The organism is Chitinophaga hostae (assembly GCF_018224885.1).
GTDB classification, from domain to species: domain Bacteria; phylum Bacteroidota; class Bacteroidia; order Chitinophagales; family Chitinophagaceae; genus Chitinophaga; species Chitinophaga hostae.
On record NZ_JAGTXB010000011.1, the window covers coordinates 84,565 to 108,412 of the forward strand.

Genomic DNA, 23,848 nt, shown 5'->3' on the forward strand with positions numbered 1-23,848 from the left:
CGCCCTGCGAAGTCCCACATGGCCCTTTAAAGAGGACCGTGTGGGGACCCCGGGATGCTAATTTAGCGAAGCCTTATACCGCTGCAACGCCTCCATAAAGTAGTAGTCCGCATACACCAGCGGCACATCGATCTCGGCATTGTGCGGAATGCTTCCCACACTGTGCATCAGTATAAAGTTACCGTTCTTTTCCGCAGGCGCCCTGTACGCGGCTCCCGCCAGCGAATGCAACATAGTGATGGCTGCCTGGCGATACTTAGCAGCTTTGCTGTTGTCGACATAGCGACTCAGTTCAAACAAGGCTGATGCCACAATAGCGGCCGCAGAAACATCCCGGTATTTTGTTTTTATATTGTTGGCATTGGAACGTATGCCTGGTTTGAATCCTGCTTCCTCGGCATTGAAATCCCAGTAAGGTACTTTGTCGGCCGGAAGATTTTTGTTGTCCAGGAACCAGTCGGCCATACCGGCCGCCGTTTTGAGGAAACGCGGATCCTCTGTTTCCCGGTAAATCATCGTAAATCCATAAATACCCCATGCCTGACCGCGTGACCAGGTAGAATTATCCGCAAATCCCTGCGCGGTTTCCCGGGCAAGTACCTGACCATTGGTCGTATCATAGCATACAACATGATATGAGCTGTAATCCGGGCGTATTTGGTGCTGCATGGCGGCTTCCGCATGACTTACCGCGATATGACGAAAGCTGGTATCGCCGGTTTCCCTGGAAGCAAAGAACAACAACTCCAGGTTCATCAGGTTGTCAATGATCACCGGGTAATAATACATCTGCTGCCCATGCCATGACTTAAACGCATTCCAGGATTTGATGCTCCGGGTTACCGGGCTGAAACGCGTGCTGAGTGAACGGGCGCCCTGGATAAGGATATCCCTGTATGCTTTGTTTCCGGTTAACCGGTAAGCATTGCCATAACTGCAATACATCATGAAACCAAGATCATGGTGCTGGGTAAAATCTTTCAGCGGTTCCAGTTTTTCCGTCCATTTTACAGCTTCCTGCTGCCACACGGGATCCTTTGTTTGTTCGTAGGCATACCAGAGCGAGCCGGGAAAAAAGCCGGGCGTCCAGTCGTACATCGAAGTGGTGATCATTTTCCCTTCCTTGTTGATGGTCCGGGGAAAAGCCAGGCTATCACGGGATTCCGTATCCTTCAGCATATGCCTGAGCTGTTGCTGCGCAAAGCCCGCGTTAGTGCTGATAAAATCCATCTCCCCGCCTGCAGTGTAGGCAGTCAGGCCGGCGGCTAAAATAAGATAAAGCAATGGTTTCATATGCTATGGTGTCACTTTAATGATAAGTTCCCGTATCACACTTTTTTCTTCATCCAGCGTGTGGTTAAACGCCACAAAGGCGACCCTGTATACGCCGGGAGCCGGATATACATAAGCATATTCCTGCTTGTCCGGTTCATTGATACTTTTAATGCCGGTGCTCACATCGCCCGGAACACGGCCTGCATACAATGGCCTGGTGACAATCCAGCTGGTATTGCCGGATGCACTGCTGTTACCTCCTGTGATTTTAAGATCCGTAGCAGATGCTGTCCACCGGCCATTGGCAGGGCTCCATACATTGCCGTAACGTGTCCAGTAAGCAACGTCTGTTGACAAGGAGCTTAACAAAACAGTTTTTTCCGGCAATACATTGTTCACTGTAAATTCGGTGATCGTCCAGGTACGTTGGGTGGTACCCGTTACACCGCTGTATTTAAAAGCTATGAATAATGAATCATTTTCGTTTGCCACCAGGTCGGTGACATCAACTGCGCCAAAAGGCGCCACGGTAGCATTGCTTGCCAGTGTGCCACGGTTACTGATGTTTGTCCATGCAGCATCCGTTACGGCAGCAGAATCGAGGCCCTTTAGTTTGTTAGTCGCCAATACCTGCAGGGTATTCGCCTGTGTACCGAATTCCGCTTTGGAAGAAAAGCTCAGCATAATGCGGCCAAGCTTATAAGCAGCGCTGCGCCCATCGTAACGCTTGCCGGGCTCCCCGGAGTAAAATGCGATATTACCTGCGGCGCCGCTGAATTTGAAGCGGGTCGTATCTCCCAATCGATAAGTAAACGTGTCTGCTACGCGCCGTGCAGGATCTAACGTAACATTAAAATCCGGTGCAGCTACTTCCAGTTTTTTAGAACAGGCTGCCGCCAGGATAGGCAATAATATGAGGAGTGATTTTTTCATGGTTGTACTTTTTTTAATTACCAGCCTTCGTTTTGTGTCAACAGGCGGTTAAGGTTAAGCTCATAGGTTGGCTTCGGCAACATCACATGCCGGGCACTCACATTGCGTATCCCCTGCAAACCGTTAGGGTTGCCGGTAGATGTTACACCTGCGCCGTTGGACGTAGCCCATGCCGCAAAGTTCTGCATGTCTGTCACGAAACTTCCCCACCTGATCAGGTCGGCCTTCCTCACTGCTTCAAAACACAGCTCGCGCATCCGTTCATCGCGAATGGCCTGCTGAAATGCCTCTTTGTTAAGCCCCGGTGTAAGATCAGATTCATTGCCCACTGTGATAGTGGCCGTAGCGGTGGCCGCCTCTCCCGCATAGGTAAATACGGCGCCGGTTACAGCAGCATCAGAAGCACCCGTGGTATGAGTTGGTGCTGTATTGGTGGAAGTACCTGCCGTTGTTACGGTGTACAGCATTCCGTTGTTGGTAATTTGCATACCCGCTGCATAGCTGATGCCTGGCGTCCAGAAAGTGCCAATCACTACAACCGGAGAGGAGGTATAATAAGACCCTGGCGTTAATGCGCCGGGATTGCTGAGATAAATACCGTTTACTTTGCCGCCGGTAACAATAGCAGTTCCGGTGGCGCCGCTGCCACCGCCGCCGGTGATGCTTACGGCAGGAGCCTGGGTATAACCATCTCCCAGTTTCACCATGGTAATGGATTTAACCACGTTCCCATTCATTAATCCATATCCTCTTTTTCTTACCTGGTTAATATAGTTATAAGCATTCGCAGGGCCGTTCAGGTAGTTCTCCGCCTCTGCGCGCATCAGTAATACATCTGAATAACGGATCACCGGCCAGTTGATATTGTAGGTACCGCCTACACCATTGGTGTTGCGGATGGCCTGCGGCACATACTCCCGTCTGAACTTGCCGGCACACATCTGCCAGGGATTCGGACGGGTTGCTTTTACACGTGGATTTGTTCCGGTATAGATATAGCCGGCACAGTTCCAGTCACGGCGAATATCCAGCGAAGCCTTGTTAGGAGCCGCCACCCCGCCAGGATCCACCTCATACGAATCGAATAATTTTTTGGTCACCCACACCCATGCCGCAGCATTGTAGGAAGTAGAATCCAACGCCGTAACTGTAGACTGGATACCTACAAAGTTGCCGATGTCATTTCCCGATTTGTTCACTACACCGGCAGCTGCGCCCAGAGAGCCCAGCTCCCAGATATTTTCTTTCACATCGTACTGGTCCCTGGCCAGGTTGATGAATACCTGGCGATAATCGGGATTCAATGCGTGAAGCCCGGAAAGGATTACCTTATCTGTATAGGTGATCACATCCTGGTATTTGGTGGTATTATTTTGCGGATAACCGGCCCAGTAAAGGTACACGCGTGCCAGCATGGCCTGCACGGCGGTGAGTGTTACCACGTCATTAAATTTCGCCTGGGTAACGGTATAGTCTTTCAACAATATCTCCGCTTCCTTCATATCTTTTTCAATCTGTTTATACATATCCGCCTGTTTAACCTGGGGCATGTTTACATCATTGATGGCGGGTGTGTGAAGGACCAGCGGCACATCTCCATAATTACTGGTAAGAATAAAATACAGGAAGCCACGCAGAAACAAGGCCTGTCCTTTGATAATATTACGGCGGGAAGCATCCATTGCGGGTTTGTCGATATTATCAAGCAAGGCGTTAATATTATTGATACCCACGTATGCATAGCGCCAGATGCCGGCAATATGTACAAGCGATGCATCATAGTTATAACGCAATCCACGCGCATCGCCGTCTGCCGTGCGGTTGGACATCACCTCGTCTGTAGTGGATACAAAGTTGAAACCCATTACCTGCGCATAAAGTTCGGGGCGCATCAGATCGCCGTACACGCCATTCAGGGCCTGCTGCAGCTGCGCTTCTGTTCCATAATAATTGTCGCTGGTATAAAAATCCGTTGGTTTGGTATCGAGAAATTTTTTGCAGGAAGTAAGCCCTGCTATTGCTATACATGCCAGGATGCAAATACGTTTCATGTTCATCATTTTAGAAGGTTACATTTAAACCGGTCACATAAGACAATGAGTGCGGGTAAACGGCATAATCGAAGCCGGGGGTAAGATTCCCCGGTCTTCCGCTCACTTCCGGATCCATACCGGAATACTTCGTCCATGTATAAATGTTTTGTGCGGCGCCATAGATGCGTACATTTTTTATTTTCGCACGCTTCAGCAAAGAACCGGGCACGTTGTATCCCAGCGAAACGGTTCTCAGTTTCAGATAGGAACCATCCTCAATTACGCGGGAAGAATAGGCTGCATTACCCATACCGCCTGCACGGAACAGGGTGTTACTTGGATTGGTGGGCGTCCAGCGGTTGGCATAAGTAGCAAACTGGTTGAGGTTGGGATTGTTCACAATACCACCTTCAAATACATACCGGTTCGCATTGATGATATCATTACCATACGACCATTGCAGCAATATATTCAGATCAAAATTGCGATAACGGAAATCGTTGCTAAAACCGCCTGTATGTTTTGGTAAACCGCTGCCGATAATAGTGTAATCCTGGTTGTTCACCTGCAGATCACCATTCAGATCCTTGTATTTAATATCACCTGGACGGATAGCATTTCGCGCGGCGCCATTGGTGGGCACATCAGGTTTCAGCAGGTAGGTGCCATTTGGCATCGCATCAAAATCACCATACTGGTATACGCCATCAAACACTAATCCATACATTTCGCCCAGCGGCCTGCCAATCACGGAAATATAAGGGAACAAGCCGGAGTAAGTGGTATTGAAAAAAGTGCCGGAACCGGAAAGAATGGATTGTTGTCCTTCTGCCAGCGATTGTATTTTGTTGCTGTTAAAACTGATGTTAAAGCTGCTGTTCCAGCTGAACGCTTTGCTGTCGGCAATCACGCCGGTTACTGTGATCTCCAGTCCCTTGTTTTGCAGCTGGCCCACGTTTTTAAATCCTTGCGCATTCTCGATTCCATGTGCATAGGGTAATGCAGCATACAGCAGCAGATCCTTTGTGGTCCGCAAATACGCGTCAACGGTCAGTGTGAGCCTGTTTTTCAGAAGAGCCAGATCCAGCCCTATATTGGTTTGCTCATTAGTTTCCCAGCGCAAATCTTTATTACCGGAAGAAATCATCACCGCTCCAATGCCCAGGGGACCATTACCTGCAGCATACCAGTACTGGTTATTGGTAAGCTGTAACTGCGACAGGTAGGCGAAGTCCCCCACCCTGTTATTCCCCGACGCACCGTAGCCCAGCCTGATCTTGGCATCGCTGATGAAACGTACATTTTTCATAAACGGCTCGCTGCTGAAGCGCCAGGCCGCTGATACTGCCGGGAAGTAGCCCCATTTGTTGCCGGCCGCAAATTTGGAAGATCCATCTGCACGAAGGGAGGCCGCGAAAAGATATTTCGAATCATAATCGTAGTTCACCCGCAGCGCGCCGGAACCCATTGTCCAGCTGGAACTGAGTGAAGTCAATGAAGTATTGGCTGGTGCGGCCAGATCAATGGCATCCATTCCGAGATCTTCATTCTGGATTTGATTAGCAGAAAATTTGCGTTGCGAATTTTTATATCCTTGTGCTTCAAATACGCCAAGTACGGTCAGGTGGTGGAGTTTGTTCCAGTTTTTACGATAGGTAAGCGCATTTTCAGAACGCCACAAGGAGGTAGGCCGGAAATCAACACTGCCGTTCACTCCATTGGAGTTCCATTTGCTGCCGGACTGTGTTTTGGAATTATTGAAGATGTCAATTTCTGTATTCACATTGTTGATGCCACCAGCTATGCGCAAGGTCAGTTCCTTGGTGATGGCGTATTCGGCGTATGCGTTAGCGAAAAGGTTGTTCACCTTATTCATCGTATACTGGTTCTGAATATTCTGTAACGGGTTTACGCGGTAATCCTGGTTGTTCGCCAGCTCATTTCCCGGATCGTAAAACTCGTCGACCAGGTTCACCGCGCTGTCGCGGCCATAAATACTGGTCGTGGGACGGAATCCCCATACCGAATAAAGTGTAGTGGCGGATGCATAGAAATTGGTGGCAGATACCGGGATACCAAAAGTTTCATTGTAGGCATAGTTGACATTAATACCCACCTTCAATTTGCTGCTCACGGTTTGATCGAGTGAAAACCTGCCCTGGTAACGTTTAAAGCCACCATTGATAATGATCCCCTTCTGATTATTAAAATTACCGGAGAGCGAATACCGGGTTTTGTCGTTACCACCGCGCACCGCAATATCGTGGTTCTGGTTTTGACCCACCTGGTAAATAAAATCCTGCATATCTGTGGCTTCCTTATTACGGTAGTCTTCCAGTTTCGCGCCTCCGGCGAGATACACGGAATCGTAGATACCAGGATTGATATCTCCCACATACCTGACAAATTCATAAGCGTTTAGCAATGGAATTTTATTGGGTATCTGCTGCCAGCCATAATAACCGTTATAGGTAACCTGCGGCGGGCCTGTTTTCCCTTTTTTTGTGGTAATGAGGATAACACCGTTGGAGCCACGGGCGCCATAGATGGCAGTAGCAGATGCATCTTTCAATACATCAATGGATTCAATATCACCGGGGCTGATAGCGTTTGCATTTGAACTTTCTGTAGGAAAACCATCAATTACATACAGCGGGGAATTATCTTGTGTGATAGATCCTGCGCCACGGATAACGATGTTGGAGATCGATCCCGGCTGACCATCATTACTCGCCACAGCTACCCCAGCTACCCTGCCTGCCAACGCCTCATCGAACGATTTTACGGGCGCCTTCTCAAAATCTTTCATATTCACACTACCTACCGCACCGGTCAGGTCTTTACGTTGCTGGGTAGCATATCCCACTACCACCACATCATTGAGCATACCGGCCTGCTCACTCATCCGTACATCATATGCTGCACGGCTATCGACCGGCTGTTCTACTTTTCCGAAACCGATAAAAGTAAATACCAGCGTGGCTCCGGGTGTTGCCGAAATATTAAAATGCCCGTTGCCGTCGGTACTTGTACCCGTTTTTTCATTTTTCACCATTACTGTTACCCCTATCAGCGGCGTACCATCTTTGGCGCTTACAGTACCGGATATTGTTTTTTTCTGTTGTGCAAAAAGAGAAAACGGCATAAGGAACATCCATATGACTCCTGCAAAAAGATAAAGGAAGGCGAAGCAAGACCCTCTTCCCCTGTTGGTTGATTGGCATGTCTTAGTCATCATAAAAAGTGGAATTGTGCGGAAATACTCGTGATGCACAAATATGTGGTAACGATGCCGGATCAGGGGGTGACAATCATAAATGAATGGGGTGAATTTTATAAATCCCCCTCCAATCTGCTGATTATCAAAATAGTAAAAAGAGAATATTTATAAAAACACCCTTTGAGGTAAATACAATTGTTATATTAGAGGATGATTTCGAGGTGCTTCCTGTTCTTATGCCTGCTGATCCTGGCTGCCTTTACAAAAAGCAGCGGGCAGGAAGTGACATTCAATCATCTCACCGTTGAACACGGCTTATCCCATAACGCTGTATTGTCAATTGCAGAAGATGCCCAGGGATTTCTCTGGTATGGTACACAATATGGTCTCAACCGTTACGATGGACATCGTTTTAAAATTTACCGTCAGCAGGCCGGAGACAGCTTCTCTCTTCCCGGCAACCAGATCATGTGTTTGTACCGCGACCGGAAAAACCTTTTCTGGGTAGGCAGCTCAGCGGGACTGGCTACCTATGATCCCGAGCTCGATCGTTTCAAACGTGTGGAGCTTGATCCAGGCAAGCAATTAAATATCAATTGCATTTACGAAGACAGCAAAGGCCGGCACTGGGTGGGCGCCAACAATGGACTTTACCTCCTGGATGGTAAACGGCAGGAATTCTTCACCCCGGATAACATTGCCGCTTATGTGGTGCGTTGTGTGTATGAAGACCGACAGGGGAATATCTGGATCGGCACCAGTAATGGTCTTACCAAAATGAGCGGCAACCATTTTGAAACCTTCCGGCATAAAGACGGACAGGCTTCCGGTTTGACCATGAATTTTATTACCAGCATCACGGAAGACGCGTCAGGCAAATTATGGGTGGCCACGCAAACCGGCGGGGTTAGTATATATGATCCTACTACCCATCATTTTTCTCCACTGCAGCAACCTGCCATTATTAATAATAATGTAAGACGTATACTCCGCGACAAGGCCGGCCACATGTGGATCGGCACACAGGAAGGGCTGAGCATTGTAGACCCGGTGAATATGACCAGCAGGCACTATCAGCAGGAACCGCGTAACAGCAATAGCCTTAGTCAGAATTCCATCCACAGTATTTATGAAGATAGCAACGGTGTGATCTGGATGGGCACCTATTTTGGCGGCGTAAATATGGTACATCCATATGGCTCCTCTTTTACAGCCTGGCAACAACATCCCCCCCTCGATGGTATCAGCAACAACGTGATCAGCAGTATTCTCGAGGATACCCAGCACAACTACTGGATTGGCACAGAAGGCGGAGGACTGAATTATTACAATCGGGTTACCCGGCAGTTTACCTCTTATAAACATAATGACCAACCCACCAGTCTCGGATCCAACCTGGTGAAGGTAGTATATGAAGACAAAGATCACAACATATGGACTGCCACTCATGGCGGCGGCCTGAACCTGCTGGAGCAGGGAAACTTCAGACGCTATTTCTATGATACCAGGGATCCGAATACTTATTCCAGCGAGGTAACGGCGCTGCTGGAGGATAGCCGGAACAGGTTCTGGGTGGGCACCAACAACCATCTGTACCTGCTCCACCGCAACGGCCACGAGCTGGAAAAACAAGCCGATTCTATCCTGACCGGCATTGCTGCCAAACAATCGATCCGGTACATTTTAGAAGATTCACGCCACCGCATCCTCATTGGTACCATCAGTAATCTGTATGTTTTTGAAGCAGACTTCATGCGGCTGATCCAACCGGGTTATGTTAATTCCATACAGGAAGACGCTCAACATAATATCTGGGTGGGTATGTATTTTGGCGGATTGATGAAGTATGATCCCAACTTTAAACTCCTCCGGCACTACACAGAAAAAGACGGTTTGCCAAACGATAATGTGATCGGGATCCTGGAAGATGACCAGCATTACCTGTGGATCAGCACTCATAATGGACTTGTCCGTTTTGATCCGGCAGCTCAATCCTTTCGGACCTACACTGTTAGTGACGGTATCGCGGGCAATGTGTTTAATTACAATTCCTTTCTGCGCAACAGCCAGGGCGAGTTCCTCTTCGGTGGATACAACGGTATTACCAGCTTCTTTCCCGGGAAGATCATTACCAACTCCCGCCCTTCTGCCATCCGCTTTACCGGGCTGCGGCTCTTCAACAAACCGGTAGGCATCGGGCGCCAGGATGGGCTGTTACAACAGGATATCAGCTATACAAATGCGTTATATTTCCATCATAACCAGGAAGTTTTTACGCTGGAGTTTGCGCTGCTCAACTATGTAAAGAGCAACAAAAACCGCTATGCATACCGGCTTGAGGGTGCGGACCGCGACTGGATAGAAACGGATAATCCGGCGGTAACCTATACCAACCTTTCTTCCGGTCATTATACATTCTGGGTAAAAGGCGCCAACAACGATGGCATCTGGAGTGAACCCGCCAGGATGAGCATCACTATTCTGCCACCATTCTGGCAAACCTGGTGGGCATACGGCATTTACCTGTTATGTTTTGCGTTGTTGTTATTCTTCGTTACCCGTTTCTTTTTCCTCTGGGCATTATTGCGCAAGGAAGAAGAGCTGCACCAGGTGAAATTGAATTTCTTCACACATGTTTCCCATGAAATCCGTACGCACCTCACCTTCCTGCTGGTGCCGGTAGAAAAGATGATGGATGTGCTGAAGAAAGATGATCCGCTGCAATCCACCCTCTCGCAGCTGCGCAACAATGCCGACCGGCTGCTGAAGCTGGTGAACGAATTGATGGACTTCCGCAAGGCGGAAACCAATCACCTCAAACTGCATATACAGGAACAGGATCTGATCCCGTTTCTCGACCAGATATACACCAGCTTCCGCGAAATTTCCCTTGACCGGAATATCAGTATGGAATTCCGGCATGATATGGAAACTGCCCTGGTTTATTTCGACCGCGAACAGCTGGAAAAAGTATTTTTCAATCTACTCAGCAACGCATTTAAATTTACGCCTGATGGTGGCCGCATCCAGCTGCATGTTACGCAGGTACGGCAAACTGCGGTGATCACCGTCACCGATAATGGCCGCGGTATTGCGCCTGCCTACCTCGACAAATTATTCACCAACTTCTTCCAGGTACAGGATCACGGCGTACAGAACACCGGGTACGGCATAGGGCTGGCGCTCTCCAAAAATATCGTGGAGCAGCACAAAGGCATGCTCAGCGTGGAAAGTGAACCGTCTACCCCGGAAAAAGAAGGACGTACCTGTTTTACAGTTTCCCTGCCACCGGGCGCCAAACATTTTGATGGCTCCCAACATACCATAAGCACCGCAGCTGCGATGCCCGTTATGCCGGCAACGGCACCGCTTCCTGCCATGGATCCTGATGCCATCGCCGTTGGCGCGCTGCAACCTTTTACTATTCATATTGTGGAAGACAATCCCGAACTGCGCGCGCTTATCAGCCAAACCTTCCGGGACCAATACCTGGTACTGGAAAGCGCAAACGGGGCAGACGGACTGGCCACCGCCACAGCACAGATCCCCGATGTAGTGATCAGCGATGTGATGATGCCGGAAATGGACGGGCTGCAGTTTTGCCAGGCACTTAAAACCGATGCACGCACCAGTCATATACCTGTAATACTGCTGACCGCCAAAAGCTCGCAAACAGATCATGTCAGCGGCCTGGAAACCGGGGCGGACTTATATCTCACCAAACCTTTCAGCACCAAAGTGCTGGCACTCCACGTCCGGAACCTCCTCACCTCCCGTGAAAAAATACGCGAACGCGTTAGCCGGCAGCTGCAAACAACAACAGCCATACCCGATGCCCTTTCCAACAGCGTGGATAATGCCTTCCTGGAAACGGTAATAACCCTGGTAGAAGAACATATGGACGACCCCGAATTTGGCGTGGAAATGCTGGCCCGTAAAGTAGCCATGAGTCAACCCGTGCTGTATAAAAAACTGAAGGCCGTTACCAATATGTCGGTGAACGACTTTGTAAAATCCCTCCGGTTGAAAAAAGCCGCCACCCTTATACGTACCCGTCAACATACTGTGTACCAGGTGGCCTACATGGTTGGCTACAACGACCGGAAATATTTTAGCCGGGAGTTTAAAAAACAGTTTGGGAAAACGCCTTCGGAGTTTGCCGAAGCAGCCGATTTATAAAAATCCCCCCTTTTACTTGTAAAAACCACCCCGCCCAACAGACAGGGATCATTAGATTTGTTTCAAACCCACTGTTATGAAAATAAACTTGCTGCTTATCCTCAGCCTTTTCTGTCATGCGTCCTGTGCATGGGGGCAAACTGCCTACGTCACTATTATGGACCGGATCCGGTCGGAGCTGCTCTCACAAGCGAGCAACACCACTACCTTAGACAATAGCGTAACCGGTACGCTGGCTACCTTGCAAACCAATGGCGCCTGGCCGGATGTGAACTATGCCTATAGCTCCACCTCTTATACAGCCGATGTACACATCAACCGGGTAAAGACGTTTGCACAGGCCTATACGAAATCAGCCAGTTCATATTATCACAGCAGTACCCTTTTCACCGCTATCGTAAATAGTCTCACTTACTGGAACACCGCCGATCCGCAAAGCTGGAACTGGTACCATAACCAGATCTCCAATCCCCAACGCATCGGTGAAATCCTCATCCTGCTGGATACAGTGCCGCAAAGCCTGGGTAGCCTGCGTACCGCCCTGCTTACCCAGATGAACCGCGGCAACCCGGGCAGTCAAACCAGCGCCAACAAGCTGGATGTGGCCACCCATTTTATGTACCGGTCGTGCCTGACCGCCAACGACTCCCTGATGCAATATAGTGTTGACCAGGTATTTTACCCCCTCATGCTCACCACTGCGGAAGGGATACAGCACGACTACTCCTATCAGCAGCATGGTCCTCAATTGTATTTCTTTGGTTATGGTTCTGTATTCGTGGAAGGCGAAACCAAAATCGCATATTATCTCCGTGGCACCTCCTATGCTTTGTCAGGGACCCGTTTGTCGGTGTTCAGCAACTTTGTACGGAACGGTTTCCTCAAGGCCATCCGTTCCCGCTATATCGACTATGGCACCAACGGCCGCAGCATCAGCCGCGTAAATCAATTAGCCGTTGGCGTTACCGCCCACCTGGAAAAACTTAAAGTGCTGGATACCGCCCATATCGGGGAATACGACGAGAACATCGCGCGACTGAATGGTACCCAGCCGCCAGGGTATTTGCTGCCCTCCCTGCATACTCATTTCTGGCGTTCAGACTACACCTTACATCATCGTACCCGCTACCTGTTTGGGGTACATATGACCTCCACCCGTACCGCCAAGCAGGAAAACGGCAACGGCGAGAACCTGAAAGGGTACTACCTGTCGGATGGATCCACACATATTGCCGCCGCCGGCAACGAATACTATAACATTCCTCCTGTATGGGACTGGAGCAGGATACCAGGTACCACTGTTCCCTATATCACCACTATCCCCGTACGCAGCCCCTGGGGCGTCAATTTCGGCGCCACTGCCTTTGCGGGCGGCGTATCCGACTCCCTGTATGGCATGTCAGCGCTCCAATTCTCTGATTATAATACACAGGCCCGCAAAGCCTGGTTCTTCTTCGACAACGAAATCGTTTGTTTAGGTGCGGGTATCAGTTCCACCGCCGCACAGCCCATCAATACCACTGTAAACCAATGTCTCCTCAACGGCGCTGTATCTGCCAACGTGAATGGCGCGGTGAATACCGTTGCCAATGGTACCTACAGTTACAACAACACTTTAAAATGGATCACGCACAACGGCATCAGCTATTACTTTCCTGCGGGCGGCCAGCTGCAGCTAAGCATGCAATCGCAATCCGGTACCTGGCAAAGCATCAACAATGGCGGCAGCAGCACTGTACAGAACATGGATGTGTTTCAGCTTTGGTTTAATCATGGCACTTCACCAACCAACGGCGCCTATGTGTATTATGTATTACCCGGGCAAAACATGAGTACATATGATACCGCAGCAGTAAGCGTTGAGCAGAATACGGCCAATGCGCAGGTGGTATATCACCGCACGTTGAATATATGGCAGATGGTGTTTTACCAGGCAGGTACTTTCCATAAAGATTCGCTGACGGTTACGGTTGATCGTCCGTGTGCGCTGATGCTACGCAATGTGGGTACCCCAAATGTGAAAGTTACTGTTGCTGATCCCGCACAGTCATCCTCGCCGGTTAACATATTGCTGGACCTTCCGGGTATTTCGCAAACACGTGAGCTAACGGCCAATCTGCCTTCCGGACCCTTTGCCGGTTCGTCCGTTCAATACCTGGTCAACAGCCAAACGCCTGTTTACTCCCCGGCTGCCGTTATTACTGCAGTGGCAGATGCCTACGTAAGAGGGGGTTCCACCTACGGCAGCGTGAACTATGGCACCGCCTCTCTTGTACTGAAGCAGGATGCAACGGTAAGCTATACACGGGAAATATTTCTCAGGTTTAATGTAGGCGCACTGCCTGCGGGCACCAGCCAGATAAAACTGCGGATGTATGTGAACTATGCTAACACCAGTATATCAAGCGTTCCCTGGGTGGCGCAATATGTGAGCAACGACAGCTGGACCGAATCCGGGATCACCTACAACAATATGCCGGCGGCTACCAGTGCGGTAGATACCATTATGGGGCGTGCAGCGGGCAACTTCGCCGAGTGGGATGTAACCAGCATCGCCCTCTCCCAGCAATCAACGGATGGTGTGCTTACTTTAAAGCTGGTATCAGCGCTGGCCGGCGCCACCACCGATGCCATCTTTAACTCGCGTGAAAGCAGTGACTCTTCCCGGCGGCCCATGCTGGTTTGCAGTACCGGTAACACTGCCCGGATAATGACGTTAGAAAAAACCACAGATACAAAAACGGGGATCAGCATCTTTCCCAATCCGGCAGGTGCATTCATCTATGTAAACGGCGCCGAACGCTGGCAGAAAGCGGAGCTCCGCGATGCTGCCGGCAAAACAGTGAAAGTGAAACAACCCGATGGGCGGCAACAGTTTGAGATATCAGTCAATGATCTGCCACCGGGGATGTATTTGCTGATATTAAGCAGCAAGGGAAAACAACTGGTGAAAAAAGTGGTGAAGATGTAAGTCTGGCAGGAAATTTTCCACAGGATGGTAACAATCACCGCATTTCTTAACTATAGTTAAAAAATGTAATGCCCTGTTGGAATATTTTTGTGTTATGATGAGTCAAAGAAGAATATCTGCAATTGCCGGCATCTCACTGCTTACCATGGCAGTGGTTGCCGGATTTGGCTATGGTTTTGCATTTGAGCGTTTATATGTGGCCGGCAACGGCGATGCCACGGTAAGCCGTCTCAATAATACAAGCTGGCTTTTAACATCGGTGATAGCCTCATTTATTATTATTTTGATTTTAGATGTAATTGTTGCCCTGGCATTATATGCGCTGTTTAAAAAGGCAAGCCCGTTACTTTCACTGATAAGTGCCGCATCACGATTGATGTACGCCGCAATACTGGGTAAAGCGATTACGTATTTGGTATCAGCCGGGCATCAGTTGCAGGATACGCCACAGGATAAAGAGATGGTGATGAATAACCTGGACTTATTTCTACATACGTGGTCCCTTGGTCTGATCATTTTCGGTATTCATTTATGCATACTGGGTATGGTGCTCAAAAACGCAGGCTTTGTACCCAAAACGCTGGTATTCCTGGTGCTCTTTGCAGGAGCTTGTTATATATCTACGAATGTCAGTCATCAGCTATGGCCACTGTATGAAGTTTATCGCAATAAGGTTGATATGATACTGGCTTTGCCCATGGCCCTTGGTGAGATGGCATTAGCGGTCTGGCTTATTTATATCTGCCGAAAAAAATACCTGTGCGCCTGATGATTATTTTTTGATGATCCGTTTTCTGATCCTGCTTAAAGACGCCGGCGTTATTCCAAGATAGCTGGCGAGGTGGGATAGTGAAACCCTTTGCATGAGCTCCGGTCTTTTTGTCAACAAATTCAGATAACGTTCTTCCGGAGAGGAGGTCATAAATTCAGCAAATGAATCCTGTGTCTGTCCAAAATATTCTTCCATCATTTTCCGTGTGAGCTGTTCCAGTTTGGGAAACCTGGCGAACATTCCTGCGTTTATTTCGGGGTTTCCAACCAGTAAAACAGTATCCTCCAGGCTGATCAAAAAGCTCTGTGATGGTTTCTTTTGTACAGCGCTGGTATAAAAATTAATTGCCTGTTCCTCTGTGTAAAAGGCAATTGTTTTTTCGGCGCCGTCTGAAATAACATATTGCCGCAAACAGCCCTTCAGTACAAAATAGCAATCGCAGCAAACTTGCCCCTGCTTAACTATTACTGTATTTTTCTTTGCTGTTTTAACGGTCAACAGGTTTCCCAGTTCATCTATTTCATTACCAGTAAATACATCCAGTTTTGATAAAAATGCCAACAGTTCATTTTCCATTTTTTTCCGATTGATGTAAAAGTAGCATTTGATCTTTGTTATCAGGCGAAATCTCGTTTATTTTATTTATCCGATTACCTTTGTGCTGCTGTTAAAACCGGGTAGCATTATGAAGAAGTCAATGGCATCCGCTCATTTCCATTCCGCCGGTTCACAACTGTTGGTGGAACCCATTTCCATCATGCGATATAACTCAGATGTAGTGAGCATCAACGCCAGGATCAAATTGCAGCAAAACTTATTCAGCTTTTTACTCGAAGGGCAGAAAAGTGTTCAATACGCCGGCACCCGGGTAACCATCAACCCTGACCAGTTTTTATTGTTGTCGTCCGGTAACTGCCTGATGAGCGAGAAGATGGCAGCAACTGATGGCCGTTATAGGAGTATACTGCTTTTTTGCGAAGATAAAGTACTGGCAGATTTCTTCATTCGTCATCCGGTCTCCCCCCGAACATCCCATCAGCAAAACAATGAAGTGCCGTTCCTGGTATTTGAAAAAGACGGATTCCTTGTAAACTTTATTGAGTCGCTCGGTTTTATGCTGGCCGCCGGGCAGCCGCTATCTTCCGAAATGCGAAAAGTAAAACTGGAGGAATTGCTGCTATATATAAGTGAGCGCTATCCTGAGCAACTCCGGCAGCTCCGCAATTTCGGCTACCATGCCGACGATGATTTACTGATCCGTCATGCAGTGACAGATAACATTTCCAATGCGGTAACAGTAGACGAACTGGCCTTTCTGTGTAATATGAGTCTATCCACTTTCAAACGTCGCTTCGCCAAAATTTACGGCACTTCTCCCAATAAATGGCTGCTTGAAAAACGGATGCAGAAAGCGGCTCAGCTACTTAAACAGGGGGAATGCAAACCAAGCGAAATTTATTTCGAACTGGGCTATGAGAACCTATCCAGCTTCATTCAGTCGTTTAAACAAATTCATGGAATAACGCCGAAGCAATACCAACTTTCAAATTGAACGTTTAACAACACTTTTTGAACGCCGCCCTATCTGTTGCCGGCCCTTTCCGCGGCTACCTTTGATAAAAATTCAAATGATTATGGCAACATTAACAGGAGCTGCATTATCCGGCAGCAATGCCCTTTCGGCAACTTTTACATTGAAGAGCAACGAGCTTGGAGGACAATTTACCGACAACCAGTATATTAACGGTATGGGATTTTCCGGCAAAAATCAGTCACCCCAACTGTATTGGGAAAATGCGCCGGAGAATACCAGCAGTTTTGCGGTAACGGTGTATGACCTGGACGCCCCAACCGGCAGTGGTTTCTGGCATTGGGTGGTTTTCAATATTCCGGCTACTGCACAGGAACTTAAAGCCGGTGCAGGAGATCCCTCACTGCATTTAATGCCGGAAGACGCGGTGCAAAGCAATACCGACCTTGGCACTCCGGGTTACGTAGGAGCTGCCCCGCCCGACGGCCCGGCACATCGTTATGTTATTACCGTGTATGCATTAAGTAAAAAACTGGAACTGGATAAAAATGTGACCCCGGCATTTGTTGGCTTCAATATACAGCCCATTACCCTGGCAAAGGCTTCTCTGCTGGTATACGGGCAAAAACATTAGCAGTCCCTCATCGTTTGTACTGGTACCAAAAAGCAAAAGGATTTATGGTCATCATAAATCCTTTTGCTGATTTTTTTAGTGAGATAGGTTGCCGTCAGTCGACCGGCTCCCATAATTCAATTTTGTTTCCTTCTACATCAAGAATATGTACAAACTTTCCATAGTCGTAGGCTTCTATTTTATCCAATACGGTCACTCCTTCTTTTTTTAATTCTTCAACGAGCGCCTCGAGGTTTTCAACGCGGTAGTTAATCATAAAGTCCCTCGATGAAGGCTCAAAATATTTAGTCTTTTCGGGAAAAGGGCTCCATATCGTAGACCCTTTCTTTGTGGAGTCCTCATCTTCCCGCCATTCAAACTTTGCTCCATATTGATCGGTATCAAAACCGAGATGGGTTTTATACCATTGTTTGATTTTCTCCGGGTCGTTACATTTAAAGAAAACGCCCCCGATTCCTGTTACTCGTTTCATTTTGATTTGTTTTTTGGTTGTCTTAGTCAAAACTGTATTGAATGCGAAACCAAAACCGAATGATGTCGCAAGCGCCAAAATTATTAGTGTTCTTTTTATCATTTGTTGCTATTAAACAATAATAAAATAAAACTTTCTTTCAGAGCATCCCGTTCCAACAGGTACTATCCTCTTTGCTACATTTTTTAGACGGCAGTAATAATGAAATTGATTACAATATAAGGCAGTTATCTGACCAGATAAATTTTTTTAGAGACAGGCCGGCTGTTATGGGCAAAAAAAGCGGCAGTAAAAGCAAAAAATACGGTAGTATAACAGGATTAAAAGCTGCAACTTACACGTTTGTGCAAATACGCACCCTTCACTTAAGTAAAATATCGAAATGAAACCAAGATGTTTCTTCCAAAATCTACTACTCTTCCTGGCAGTCAGCGTAGGAGTAGCAGTGCTGCCGGCCAGCGGGCAGGTAGCCTTCAAAACCAGGCAATGGAGCCTTCAACTGGATAATTCCGGAAAGCTGACCAGTATGAAAAGCCTCGCATTGCAAAAGGAATTCCTGTTTGCCGGCAAGGCGACTTCCCTGATGAGCATCAAAAAGGACGGGAATATACTTCCCTCCCAGGCCTGTGAATGGAATCCTAAAAAGTCAGAGCTGGCGTTATCTTACCCGGCCGGCGTTGAAGCAAAGATAAAAGTGCAGCGCAACGATAGCTATATCAGTTTTGAACTGGTGAGTCTTACGCCATCTCAAAATATTGACCTGGTGTTATGGGGCCCATATCCTACCACGATTGCAGATACGGTGGGCGAAACCGTGGGTGTTGTGCGCAACAGGGAATTTGCTATCGGTATCCAGGCGTTGAATATAAAAACGCTGGGAGGATATCCAAATTCAGAAGCCGACAATGAGCCATCGTATGATGTATTTGATGGCGGTAATAAAGTGGATGTAAAAGAAGATGACCTGAAGAAACAGTTGTTCAGGGGCGATGTAGCACGCCCTACAGATTTCGGGGCTGTGTTGCAGGCATATTGCCGTAACCGCGACAAAGACCGCGTGGTAGAGAACTGGGGGTATTCCGCTTACCTGGCTCCCGCCTTTAAAGATGGGGGCGTTATTGGCAGCAAGATTGCTCTTTTCGGCGTAACGAATGGGGATATATTACCCACCATTTCCCAGATTGAAGTAAAAGAAGGATTGCCCCATCCTTTGCTGGACGGCGAATGGGGTAAACAGGCATTACATGCATCTGAATCATACCTGATCATGGATTTTGGTGTTGACAACCTCCAGGAGGCCATAGCGGTTACCAAACAGGCCGGCCTTCGTTATCTGTATCATGGCGACCCTTTTGATACCTGGGGTCACTTCAAGCTGCATGCGAAGGAGTTTCCGCAAAACTGGGCAAGCATGAAAGCCTGCGTGGAAGCAGCGAAGGCTAAGGGCGTGCGATTAGGTGTACATACCTTATCCAACTTTATCACCACCAATGACCCATATGTAACACCGGTACCTGATACCCGGTTGGGAAAAGCAGGCTATTCAAAGCTCAGTGCAGCGATTGATGCCAATGCAAAAGAAGTCGGAATTGAAGATCCTCTTTTCTTCAATCAATTTCAAAATAATACATTAAAGGCAATCACCATCGGTAATGAAATTATCCGTTACGGAAGCGTTTCTGCTGCGGCCCCGTGGAAATTGCTGGACTGTCAGCGCGGCGCCTTTGGTACCACCGCCGCATCGCATCAGCAAAATGATACGGTAAACAAACTGGCTGATCACGCCTATAAGGTGTTTCTTACCGATTACGCGCTGCAGGAGGAAATGTCGACCACCATCGCTAACCTTTTCAATGAAACAGGCCTGATGCAGATTTCTTTCGATGGACTCGAAGGTTGTTTGTCTTCCGGTATGGGCCAATATGCCAAACAGCTATTTACTAAAAACTGGTACGATCATTTGAAGCCCGAATTAAGAGGGAAAGTGATCAATGATGCCAGCACTCCCGGTCATTACTTCTGGCATATCTATACCCGCATGAACTGGGGAGAACCCTGGTATGCAGGCTTCAGGGAAAGCCAGTTGCAATTACGCCTCAAGAACCAGCAGTTTTTCCGCCGCAACCTGATGCCGTCTATGTTAGGTTGGTTCAGCCTGCGCCCGGAAACCACGCCGGAAGATATAGAATGGATGCTCGCCATGGGCGCCGGGTATAACGCCGGTTTCGGACTGGCTACCAGCCTGGAAACATTGAAGAAACACGGTATGAAAGATGAGGTACTCGGATTGATCAAAACCTGGGAACAGGCACGTATGAAGAATATCTTTAACGAAGCCCGGAAAGAGCAGATGCGGAGTTTGAAACATGAATTTCACCTGGAGATGACCGGCAATAATGAATACAGGCTAACACCGGTGTACAATGCCTACTTCAAGCATACCCAACAAATGAAACAACCCGGGGAACCTGTTTTTTCAACATTCCAGTTTAATAATCCGGCCGCTTCCCAACCCATCGCATTTATTATTTCACTTGCTGGTGGCAAGGATAAAGATTATGATCCTGATGTTACTTTCGACCAGGTATCGATCACCATCAATCACCAGGATGCTTTGGTGTTGCCGGTAAGCCTGAAGAGAAACCAATTCCTGAAATGCGACGGCAAAACAATACGACTGTACAATAAGCAATGGCAGTTAGTACAAACAGTGGAACTGAGTAAGCCGCTGCCGGTTTTGTCGGCCGATAAAAATGAAATTGTTTTCGATGGGAAATACTCAGGCGAAAATGGTGCTGATGTGAAACTGGAAATCCGTGCGAGCGGACAGCCTGAATTAATCCGGGCGAACCACTAAACGGCTGCCTGCAACTGAACAGGTATCACTATGCCTTCATTGCTGCGGAGATCCATCCTGATCTCTGCAGCAATGGTTACAGGAACAATTCCATCCGATACTCTCCGGTAAAAACCGACCACCCCCAAACCCTTACCAACATCACATTACGCCATTCTCAGCGATGATTTGTCCCGAAAAATCCGCATAACTAATTACCTTTACCGGGAACTTCACAACCCGGAAAAAACAGCAAATGCCCGCCTGGAAAACAGCCGTCTGCCAAACAAATAACATCTGTATACATTATACAAGAACCGGTGGCAGCAAACCTCCCTTGATACTGCTCCATGGATTGATGACCAATGGCCTGTGCTGGACAGGCTTGGCACGTACACTGAAAAAAGACTATGACATCATTATGCCGGATGCCAGGGGACATGGCAACTCCGACGTACCTGACAATGGATATCAATACGAAGATCTTGCAAACGATGTTGCCGGCCTGATAACAGCCCTGACACTTCCGCGCCCCATCCTGCTCGGGCATTCCATGGGAGGAATGACTGCGGCTGTGGTGGCCGCCCGCAACCCCGGTCTGCTCGGCGCCCTGATCCTGGCAGATCCCACATTCCTGAGCCCGGAGGTTCAACGTGAAGTGTATGACAGCGATGTTGCCGACCAGCACAGGAAGATACTTGACCTGTCGTATGAGGAGGTACTGGCGGCAGCCCGGGTAAGGCATCCCACCCGGTCGCAGGAAACACTGGAACTATTTGCCCGGGCAAGACTTCAAACCAGCATGGCCGCTTTTGATGTGCTCACCCCACCTAACCCCGACTACAAACAGCTGCTGCGTAACAGCAACGTTCCGGCCCTCCTCATATTTGGTGATAAAGGCGTGGTGTCAACTGCGGTTGCGGAGGAGCTCCAACAGTTTAATCCGGAACTCCGCGTGGAACAGATCCGGGAAGCAGGTCACAGTCTCCACCTCGACCAGCCCGAACGGTTTGCCACTGCCATCAAAACATTCTTAGCTTCAATCTGATACTACGAGGAATGCATCCCGCATGCCCTCTTTCTTCCTGATAATGTATGAATCAGATATGCTGCAAATGCAGCTTCAACTACCCAATTCTAAAATAAATTTTTATTTATGTAGTCAACTACGTAGTTTTATACCATAAATCAATACAAATGAGTACGGCATATACTATCAGAACCATTGACAATCAATTCTGTGAGCAGATCATTGACCTGATCCTGCCTATCCAGCAAATAGAATTCAATGTACCGGTCACCATCGAAGATCAGCCGGATCTGCACGATATTGAAACCAATTATCACCAGACAGGCGGTGGTTTCTGGGGCGCGATTGCGAACAACGAACTGGTGGGCACCATTGCCCTGATTGCCACCGGTCATAACGCCGGCGCTATTCGCAAAATGTTTGTAAAGAAAAATTTCCGGGGTAAAGAAGCGGGTATCGCCCAGCAGCTGCTGGATCAGCTGGTGGCTTATTGCAAAACGGTGCAGATAACGGATCTTTACCTGGGCACGGTCGACAAACTCGCTGCTGCGAGGCGTTTTTATGAACGTAATAATTTTAAAGAAATCAAAAAAACGGATTTGCCTTCGTATTTTCCTGTGATGAATGCCGATAACGTATTCTATCACTTACACCTTAACGACTAACGGATATGACGAATGTGATTGATGAGTCAGGCATACTGGCGATTTCTACACGGTTGCAACGGCTCAGTGATCAGCTGCGCAAAGAAGGACAGCTGATCTACAAAGCCAATAACATCGAGTTTGAGCCGAAATGGTTTCCGGTGATCTATACCCTGCACCTGAAACCGGTACTGCCGGTAGTGGAAATTGCCAATGAGATCGGCTATTCTCATCCCTCTACCATCAGCCTGCTGAAAGAACTGGAAAAACAAAAACTGATCCGCTCCAAAAAAGATAAAACCGACGAGCGGAAAAGACTGATACAACTCACGGAAAAGGGAAAGGAACTGGTGGTGCAGATGCAGCCGGTATGGAAAAGGATGGTGGTGGCCCTGACAGCGCTTACCGATACCAAAAATAACCTGATGAAAGCGATTGAAGAAGTAGAACAACAATTGAAAACGCGGGGTTTCCTCGAACGGGAACGGCTACTCTAATAAGCCTTTTACCAGTGCCTTCCATTGCAACTTAGATATGCCAATGGCGCCGCTGGATCCTACTACTGCATTCCTGATCTTATCGCCAATATCAGCAGTTTGGGTATTGGGCACTTCATTACGCCCGTATACAGCCGCCGTTATTTCGTTCCCGTTTCTTTCCAATACAAAAGAACTACTGGCTTCTTTACGCAGAAAATGCGCTATCCCGGCGCTCTTTTGTATAGGATGCTCGGAAGGCCGGGCCCGGATAAAATATACCTCCTGGTGCTCATTTAACATCACATGCTCTTTCTGCTCCACCTTTACCCAGTCGAACCCCTTCCCCGCATTGGTGCCGGGTCCGGGAATGTTTATTCGTATATACATCCCCGTTTCCGCAGGTCCCTCTGCCGGTTTGGCCGCCAGGTCGGTCAACTGAAATTCTGACGACAGTCCCCCGCTCAACGAGGCCCAATTGTTTACATCCACCAGCCGCGCAACGGCAGTTTTAAAAAAGGCAATGGCGGCCGCTTCATGCACCAACGCCCGCGTTTCTGTAGTGGTAGTCGCCTCACCCGTATATTGCGCCGGTATAAACGGTGCTGCAATATTATCTGCCATAACGCCAACTTTTTAATGATAAAACAATATGTGGAAAAGATACCTGGTCCTTATTACCGCTCACCCCGATTTTAGCTACCTTTGCGTAATAAAGGTTCAGGTATATGCAAGCAATCCATACATTCCAATAACGCTGCGTTTCACAGCACATGGGAACAAGAAAAGTTCCCGGAATACGAAAGAGTAGTCATTCAACACCTTTGATCATCCGCATAACA

Annotated in this window: 16 protein-coding genes; 9 read left to right on the forward strand and 7 right to left on the reverse strand. The window is 48.2% G+C overall.

All coding sequences use genetic code 11. From position 1 onward, the window contains the following. Positions 1–57: 57 nt before the first annotated feature. Genes KE626_RS21390 through KE626_RS21405 form a run of 4 tightly spaced genes read right to left on the reverse strand, consistent with a single transcriptional unit; the run spans position 58 to position 7,386 of the window. Positions 58–1,293: a glycoside hydrolase family 88 protein gene (locus tag KE626_RS21390; protein WP_211975001.1), complete on the reverse strand. Its 1,236-nt coding sequence runs from the start codon at positions 1,291–1,293 to the stop codon at positions 58–60. 3 nt (positions 1,294–1,296) lie between these two features. Beyond that, entirely contained in the window at positions 1,297–2,208 is a 912-nt protein-coding gene (locus KE626_RS21395; protein ID WP_211975002.1) for a DUF5017 domain-containing protein, read from the reverse strand. Positions 2,209–2,225: 17 nt separating this feature from the next. After that, entirely contained in the window at positions 2,226–4,259 is a 2,034-nt protein-coding gene (locus tag KE626_RS21400; protein WP_211975003.1) for a RagB/SusD family nutrient uptake outer membrane protein, read from the reverse strand. A gap of 10 nt (positions 4,260–4,269) precedes the next feature. Further along, entirely contained in the window at positions 4,270–7,386 is a 3,117-nt protein-coding gene (locus KE626_RS21405; protein WP_249207615.1) for a SusC/RagA family TonB-linked outer membrane protein, read from the reverse strand. A 285-nt stretch (positions 7,387–7,671) separates the two neighbouring features. Between KE626_RS21405 and KE626_RS21410 the strand changes: the two genes are divergently transcribed. The 3 genes from KE626_RS21410 (at position 7,672) to KE626_RS21420 (ending at position 15,380) form a co-directional block, all read left to right on the forward strand. Then, positions 7,672–11,640 carry a two-component regulator propeller domain-containing protein gene (locus KE626_RS21410; RefSeq protein ID WP_211975004.1) on the forward strand — a complete coding sequence of 1,323 codons (3,969 nt, stop codon included), beginning with the start codon at positions 7,672–7,674 and terminating at the stop codon, positions 11,638–11,640. A gap of 76 nt (positions 11,641–11,716) precedes the next feature. Then, positions 11,717–14,611, forward strand: coding sequence for a polysaccharide lyase family 8 super-sandwich domain-containing protein (locus tag KE626_RS21415; RefSeq protein WP_211975005.1), 2,895 nt, complete (start codon positions 11,717–11,719; stop codon positions 14,609–14,611). 94 nt (positions 14,612–14,705) lie between these two features. Next, positions 14,706–15,380, forward strand: coding sequence for a DUF4386 domain-containing protein (locus KE626_RS21420; RefSeq protein ID WP_211975007.1), 675 nt, complete (start codon positions 14,706–14,708; stop codon positions 15,378–15,380). 3 nt (positions 15,381–15,383) lie between these two features. Here the strand turns inward: KE626_RS21420 and KE626_RS21425 are convergent, their stop codons facing one another. Continuing rightward, entirely contained in the window at positions 15,384–15,959 is a 576-nt protein-coding gene (locus tag KE626_RS21425; RefSeq protein ID WP_211975009.1) for a Crp/Fnr family transcriptional regulator, read from the reverse strand. A gap of 109 nt (positions 15,960–16,068) precedes the next feature. Between KE626_RS21425 and KE626_RS21430 the strand changes: the two genes are divergently transcribed. Then, complete coding sequence (locus KE626_RS21430; protein ID WP_249207617.1) at positions 16,069–16,935, forward strand: helix-turn-helix domain-containing protein; 867 nt, start codon at positions 16,069–16,071, stop codon at positions 16,933–16,935. 82 nt (positions 16,936–17,017) lie between these two features. Next, positions 17,018–17,548 carry a YbhB/YbcL family Raf kinase inhibitor-like protein gene (locus KE626_RS21435; protein WP_211975011.1) on the forward strand — a complete coding sequence of 177 codons (531 nt, stop codon included), beginning with the start codon at positions 17,018–17,020 and terminating at the stop codon, positions 17,546–17,548. A gap of 94 nt (positions 17,549–17,642) precedes the next feature. On the opposite strand, the gene KE626_RS21440 is transcribed toward KE626_RS21435, so the two are convergent. Further along, positions 17,643–18,020 carry a VOC family protein gene (locus tag KE626_RS21440; protein WP_211975012.1) on the reverse strand — a complete coding sequence of 126 codons (378 nt, stop codon included), beginning with the start codon at positions 18,018–18,020 and terminating at the stop codon, positions 17,643–17,645. 382 nt (positions 18,021–18,402) lie between these two features. On the opposite strand from KE626_RS21440, the gene KE626_RS21445 reads away from it, so the two are divergent. The 4 genes from KE626_RS21445 (at position 18,403) to KE626_RS21460 (ending at position 23,027) form a co-directional block, all read left to right on the forward strand. Beyond that, positions 18,403–20,877 (forward strand): hypothetical protein, encoded by a 2,475-nt coding sequence (locus KE626_RS21445; RefSeq protein ID WP_211975013.1) that lies wholly within the window; start codon positions 18,403–18,405, stop codon positions 20,875–20,877. A 235-nt stretch (positions 20,878–21,112) separates the two neighbouring features. Beyond that, positions 21,113–21,904 (forward strand): alpha/beta fold hydrolase, encoded by a 792-nt coding sequence (locus KE626_RS21450; RefSeq protein WP_211975014.1) that lies wholly within the window; start codon positions 21,113–21,115, stop codon positions 21,902–21,904. Positions 21,905–22,053: 149 nt separating this feature from the next. Continuing rightward, positions 22,054–22,551 carry a GNAT family N-acetyltransferase gene (locus KE626_RS21455; protein ID WP_249207619.1) on the forward strand — a complete coding sequence of 166 codons (498 nt, stop codon included), beginning with the start codon at positions 22,054–22,056 and terminating at the stop codon, positions 22,549–22,551. A gap of 5 nt (positions 22,552–22,556) precedes the next feature. Continuing rightward, a complete protein-coding gene (locus tag KE626_RS21460; protein ID WP_211975015.1) occupies positions 22,557–23,027 on the forward strand; it encodes a MarR family winged helix-turn-helix transcriptional regulator in 471 nt (156 codons plus the stop codon). Here KE626_RS21460 and KE626_RS21465 read toward each other — a convergent pair. Beyond that, positions 23,019–23,630: a hypothetical protein gene (locus KE626_RS21465; RefSeq protein WP_211975016.1), complete on the reverse strand. Its 612-nt coding sequence runs from the start codon at positions 23,628–23,630 to the stop codon at positions 23,019–23,021. The two genes, KE626_RS21460 and KE626_RS21465, sit on opposite strands and share 9 nt — an antisense overlap. Positions 23,631–23,848 lie beyond the last annotated feature (218 nt).

Coding starts and splice junctions, on each gene's coding strand:
- KE626_RS21465 (WP_211975016.1), bottom strand. CDS start 23,630: ATGGCAGATAATATTGCAGCACCGTTTATACCGGCGCAATATACGGGT.
- KE626_RS21450 (WP_211975014.1), top strand. CDS start 21,113: ATGCCCGCCTGGAAAACAGCCGTCTGCCAAACAAATAACATCTGTATA.
- KE626_RS21445 (WP_211975013.1), top strand. CDS start 18,403: ATGAAACCAAGATGTTTCTTCCAAAATCTACTACTCTTCCTGGCAGTC.
- KE626_RS21390 (WP_211975001.1), bottom strand. CDS start 1,293: ATGAAACCATTGCTTTATCTTATTTTAGCCGCCGGCCTGACTGCCTAC.
- KE626_RS21455 (WP_249207619.1), top strand. CDS start 22,054: ATGAGTACGGCATATACTATCAGAACCATTGACAATCAATTCTGTGAG.
- KE626_RS21460 (WP_211975015.1), top strand. CDS start 22,557: ATGACGAATGTGATTGATGAGTCAGGCATACTGGCGATTTCTACACGG.
- KE626_RS21400 (WP_211975003.1), bottom strand. CDS start 4,259: ATGAAACGTATTTGCATCCTGGCATGTATAGCAATAGCAGGGCTTACT.
- KE626_RS21440 (WP_211975012.1), bottom strand. CDS start 18,020: ATGAAACGAGTAACAGGAATCGGGGGCGTTTTCTTTAAATGTAACGAC.
- KE626_RS21430 (WP_249207617.1), top strand. CDS start 16,069: ATGAAGAAGTCAATGGCATCCGCTCATTTCCATTCCGCCGGTTCACAA.
- KE626_RS21425 (WP_211975009.1), bottom strand. CDS start 15,959: ATGGAAAATGAACTGTTGGCATTTTTATCAAAACTGGATGTATTTACT.
- KE626_RS21435 (WP_211975011.1), top strand. CDS start 17,018: ATGGCAACATTAACAGGAGCTGCATTATCCGGCAGCAATGCCCTTTCG.
- KE626_RS21405 (WP_249207615.1), bottom strand. CDS start 7,386: ATGCCGTTTTCTCTTTTTGCACAACAGAAAAAAACAATATCCGGTACT.
- KE626_RS21395 (WP_211975002.1), bottom strand. CDS start 2,208: ATGAAAAAATCACTCCTCATATTATTGCCTATCCTGGCGGCAGCCTGT.
- KE626_RS21415 (WP_211975005.1), top strand. CDS start 11,717: ATGAAAATAAACTTGCTGCTTATCCTCAGCCTTTTCTGTCATGCGTCC.
- KE626_RS21410 (WP_211975004.1), top strand. CDS start 7,672: ATGATTTCGAGGTGCTTCCTGTTCTTATGCCTGCTGATCCTGGCTGCC.
- KE626_RS21420 (WP_211975007.1), top strand. CDS start 14,706: ATGATGAGTCAAAGAAGAATATCTGCAATTGCCGGCATCTCACTGCTT.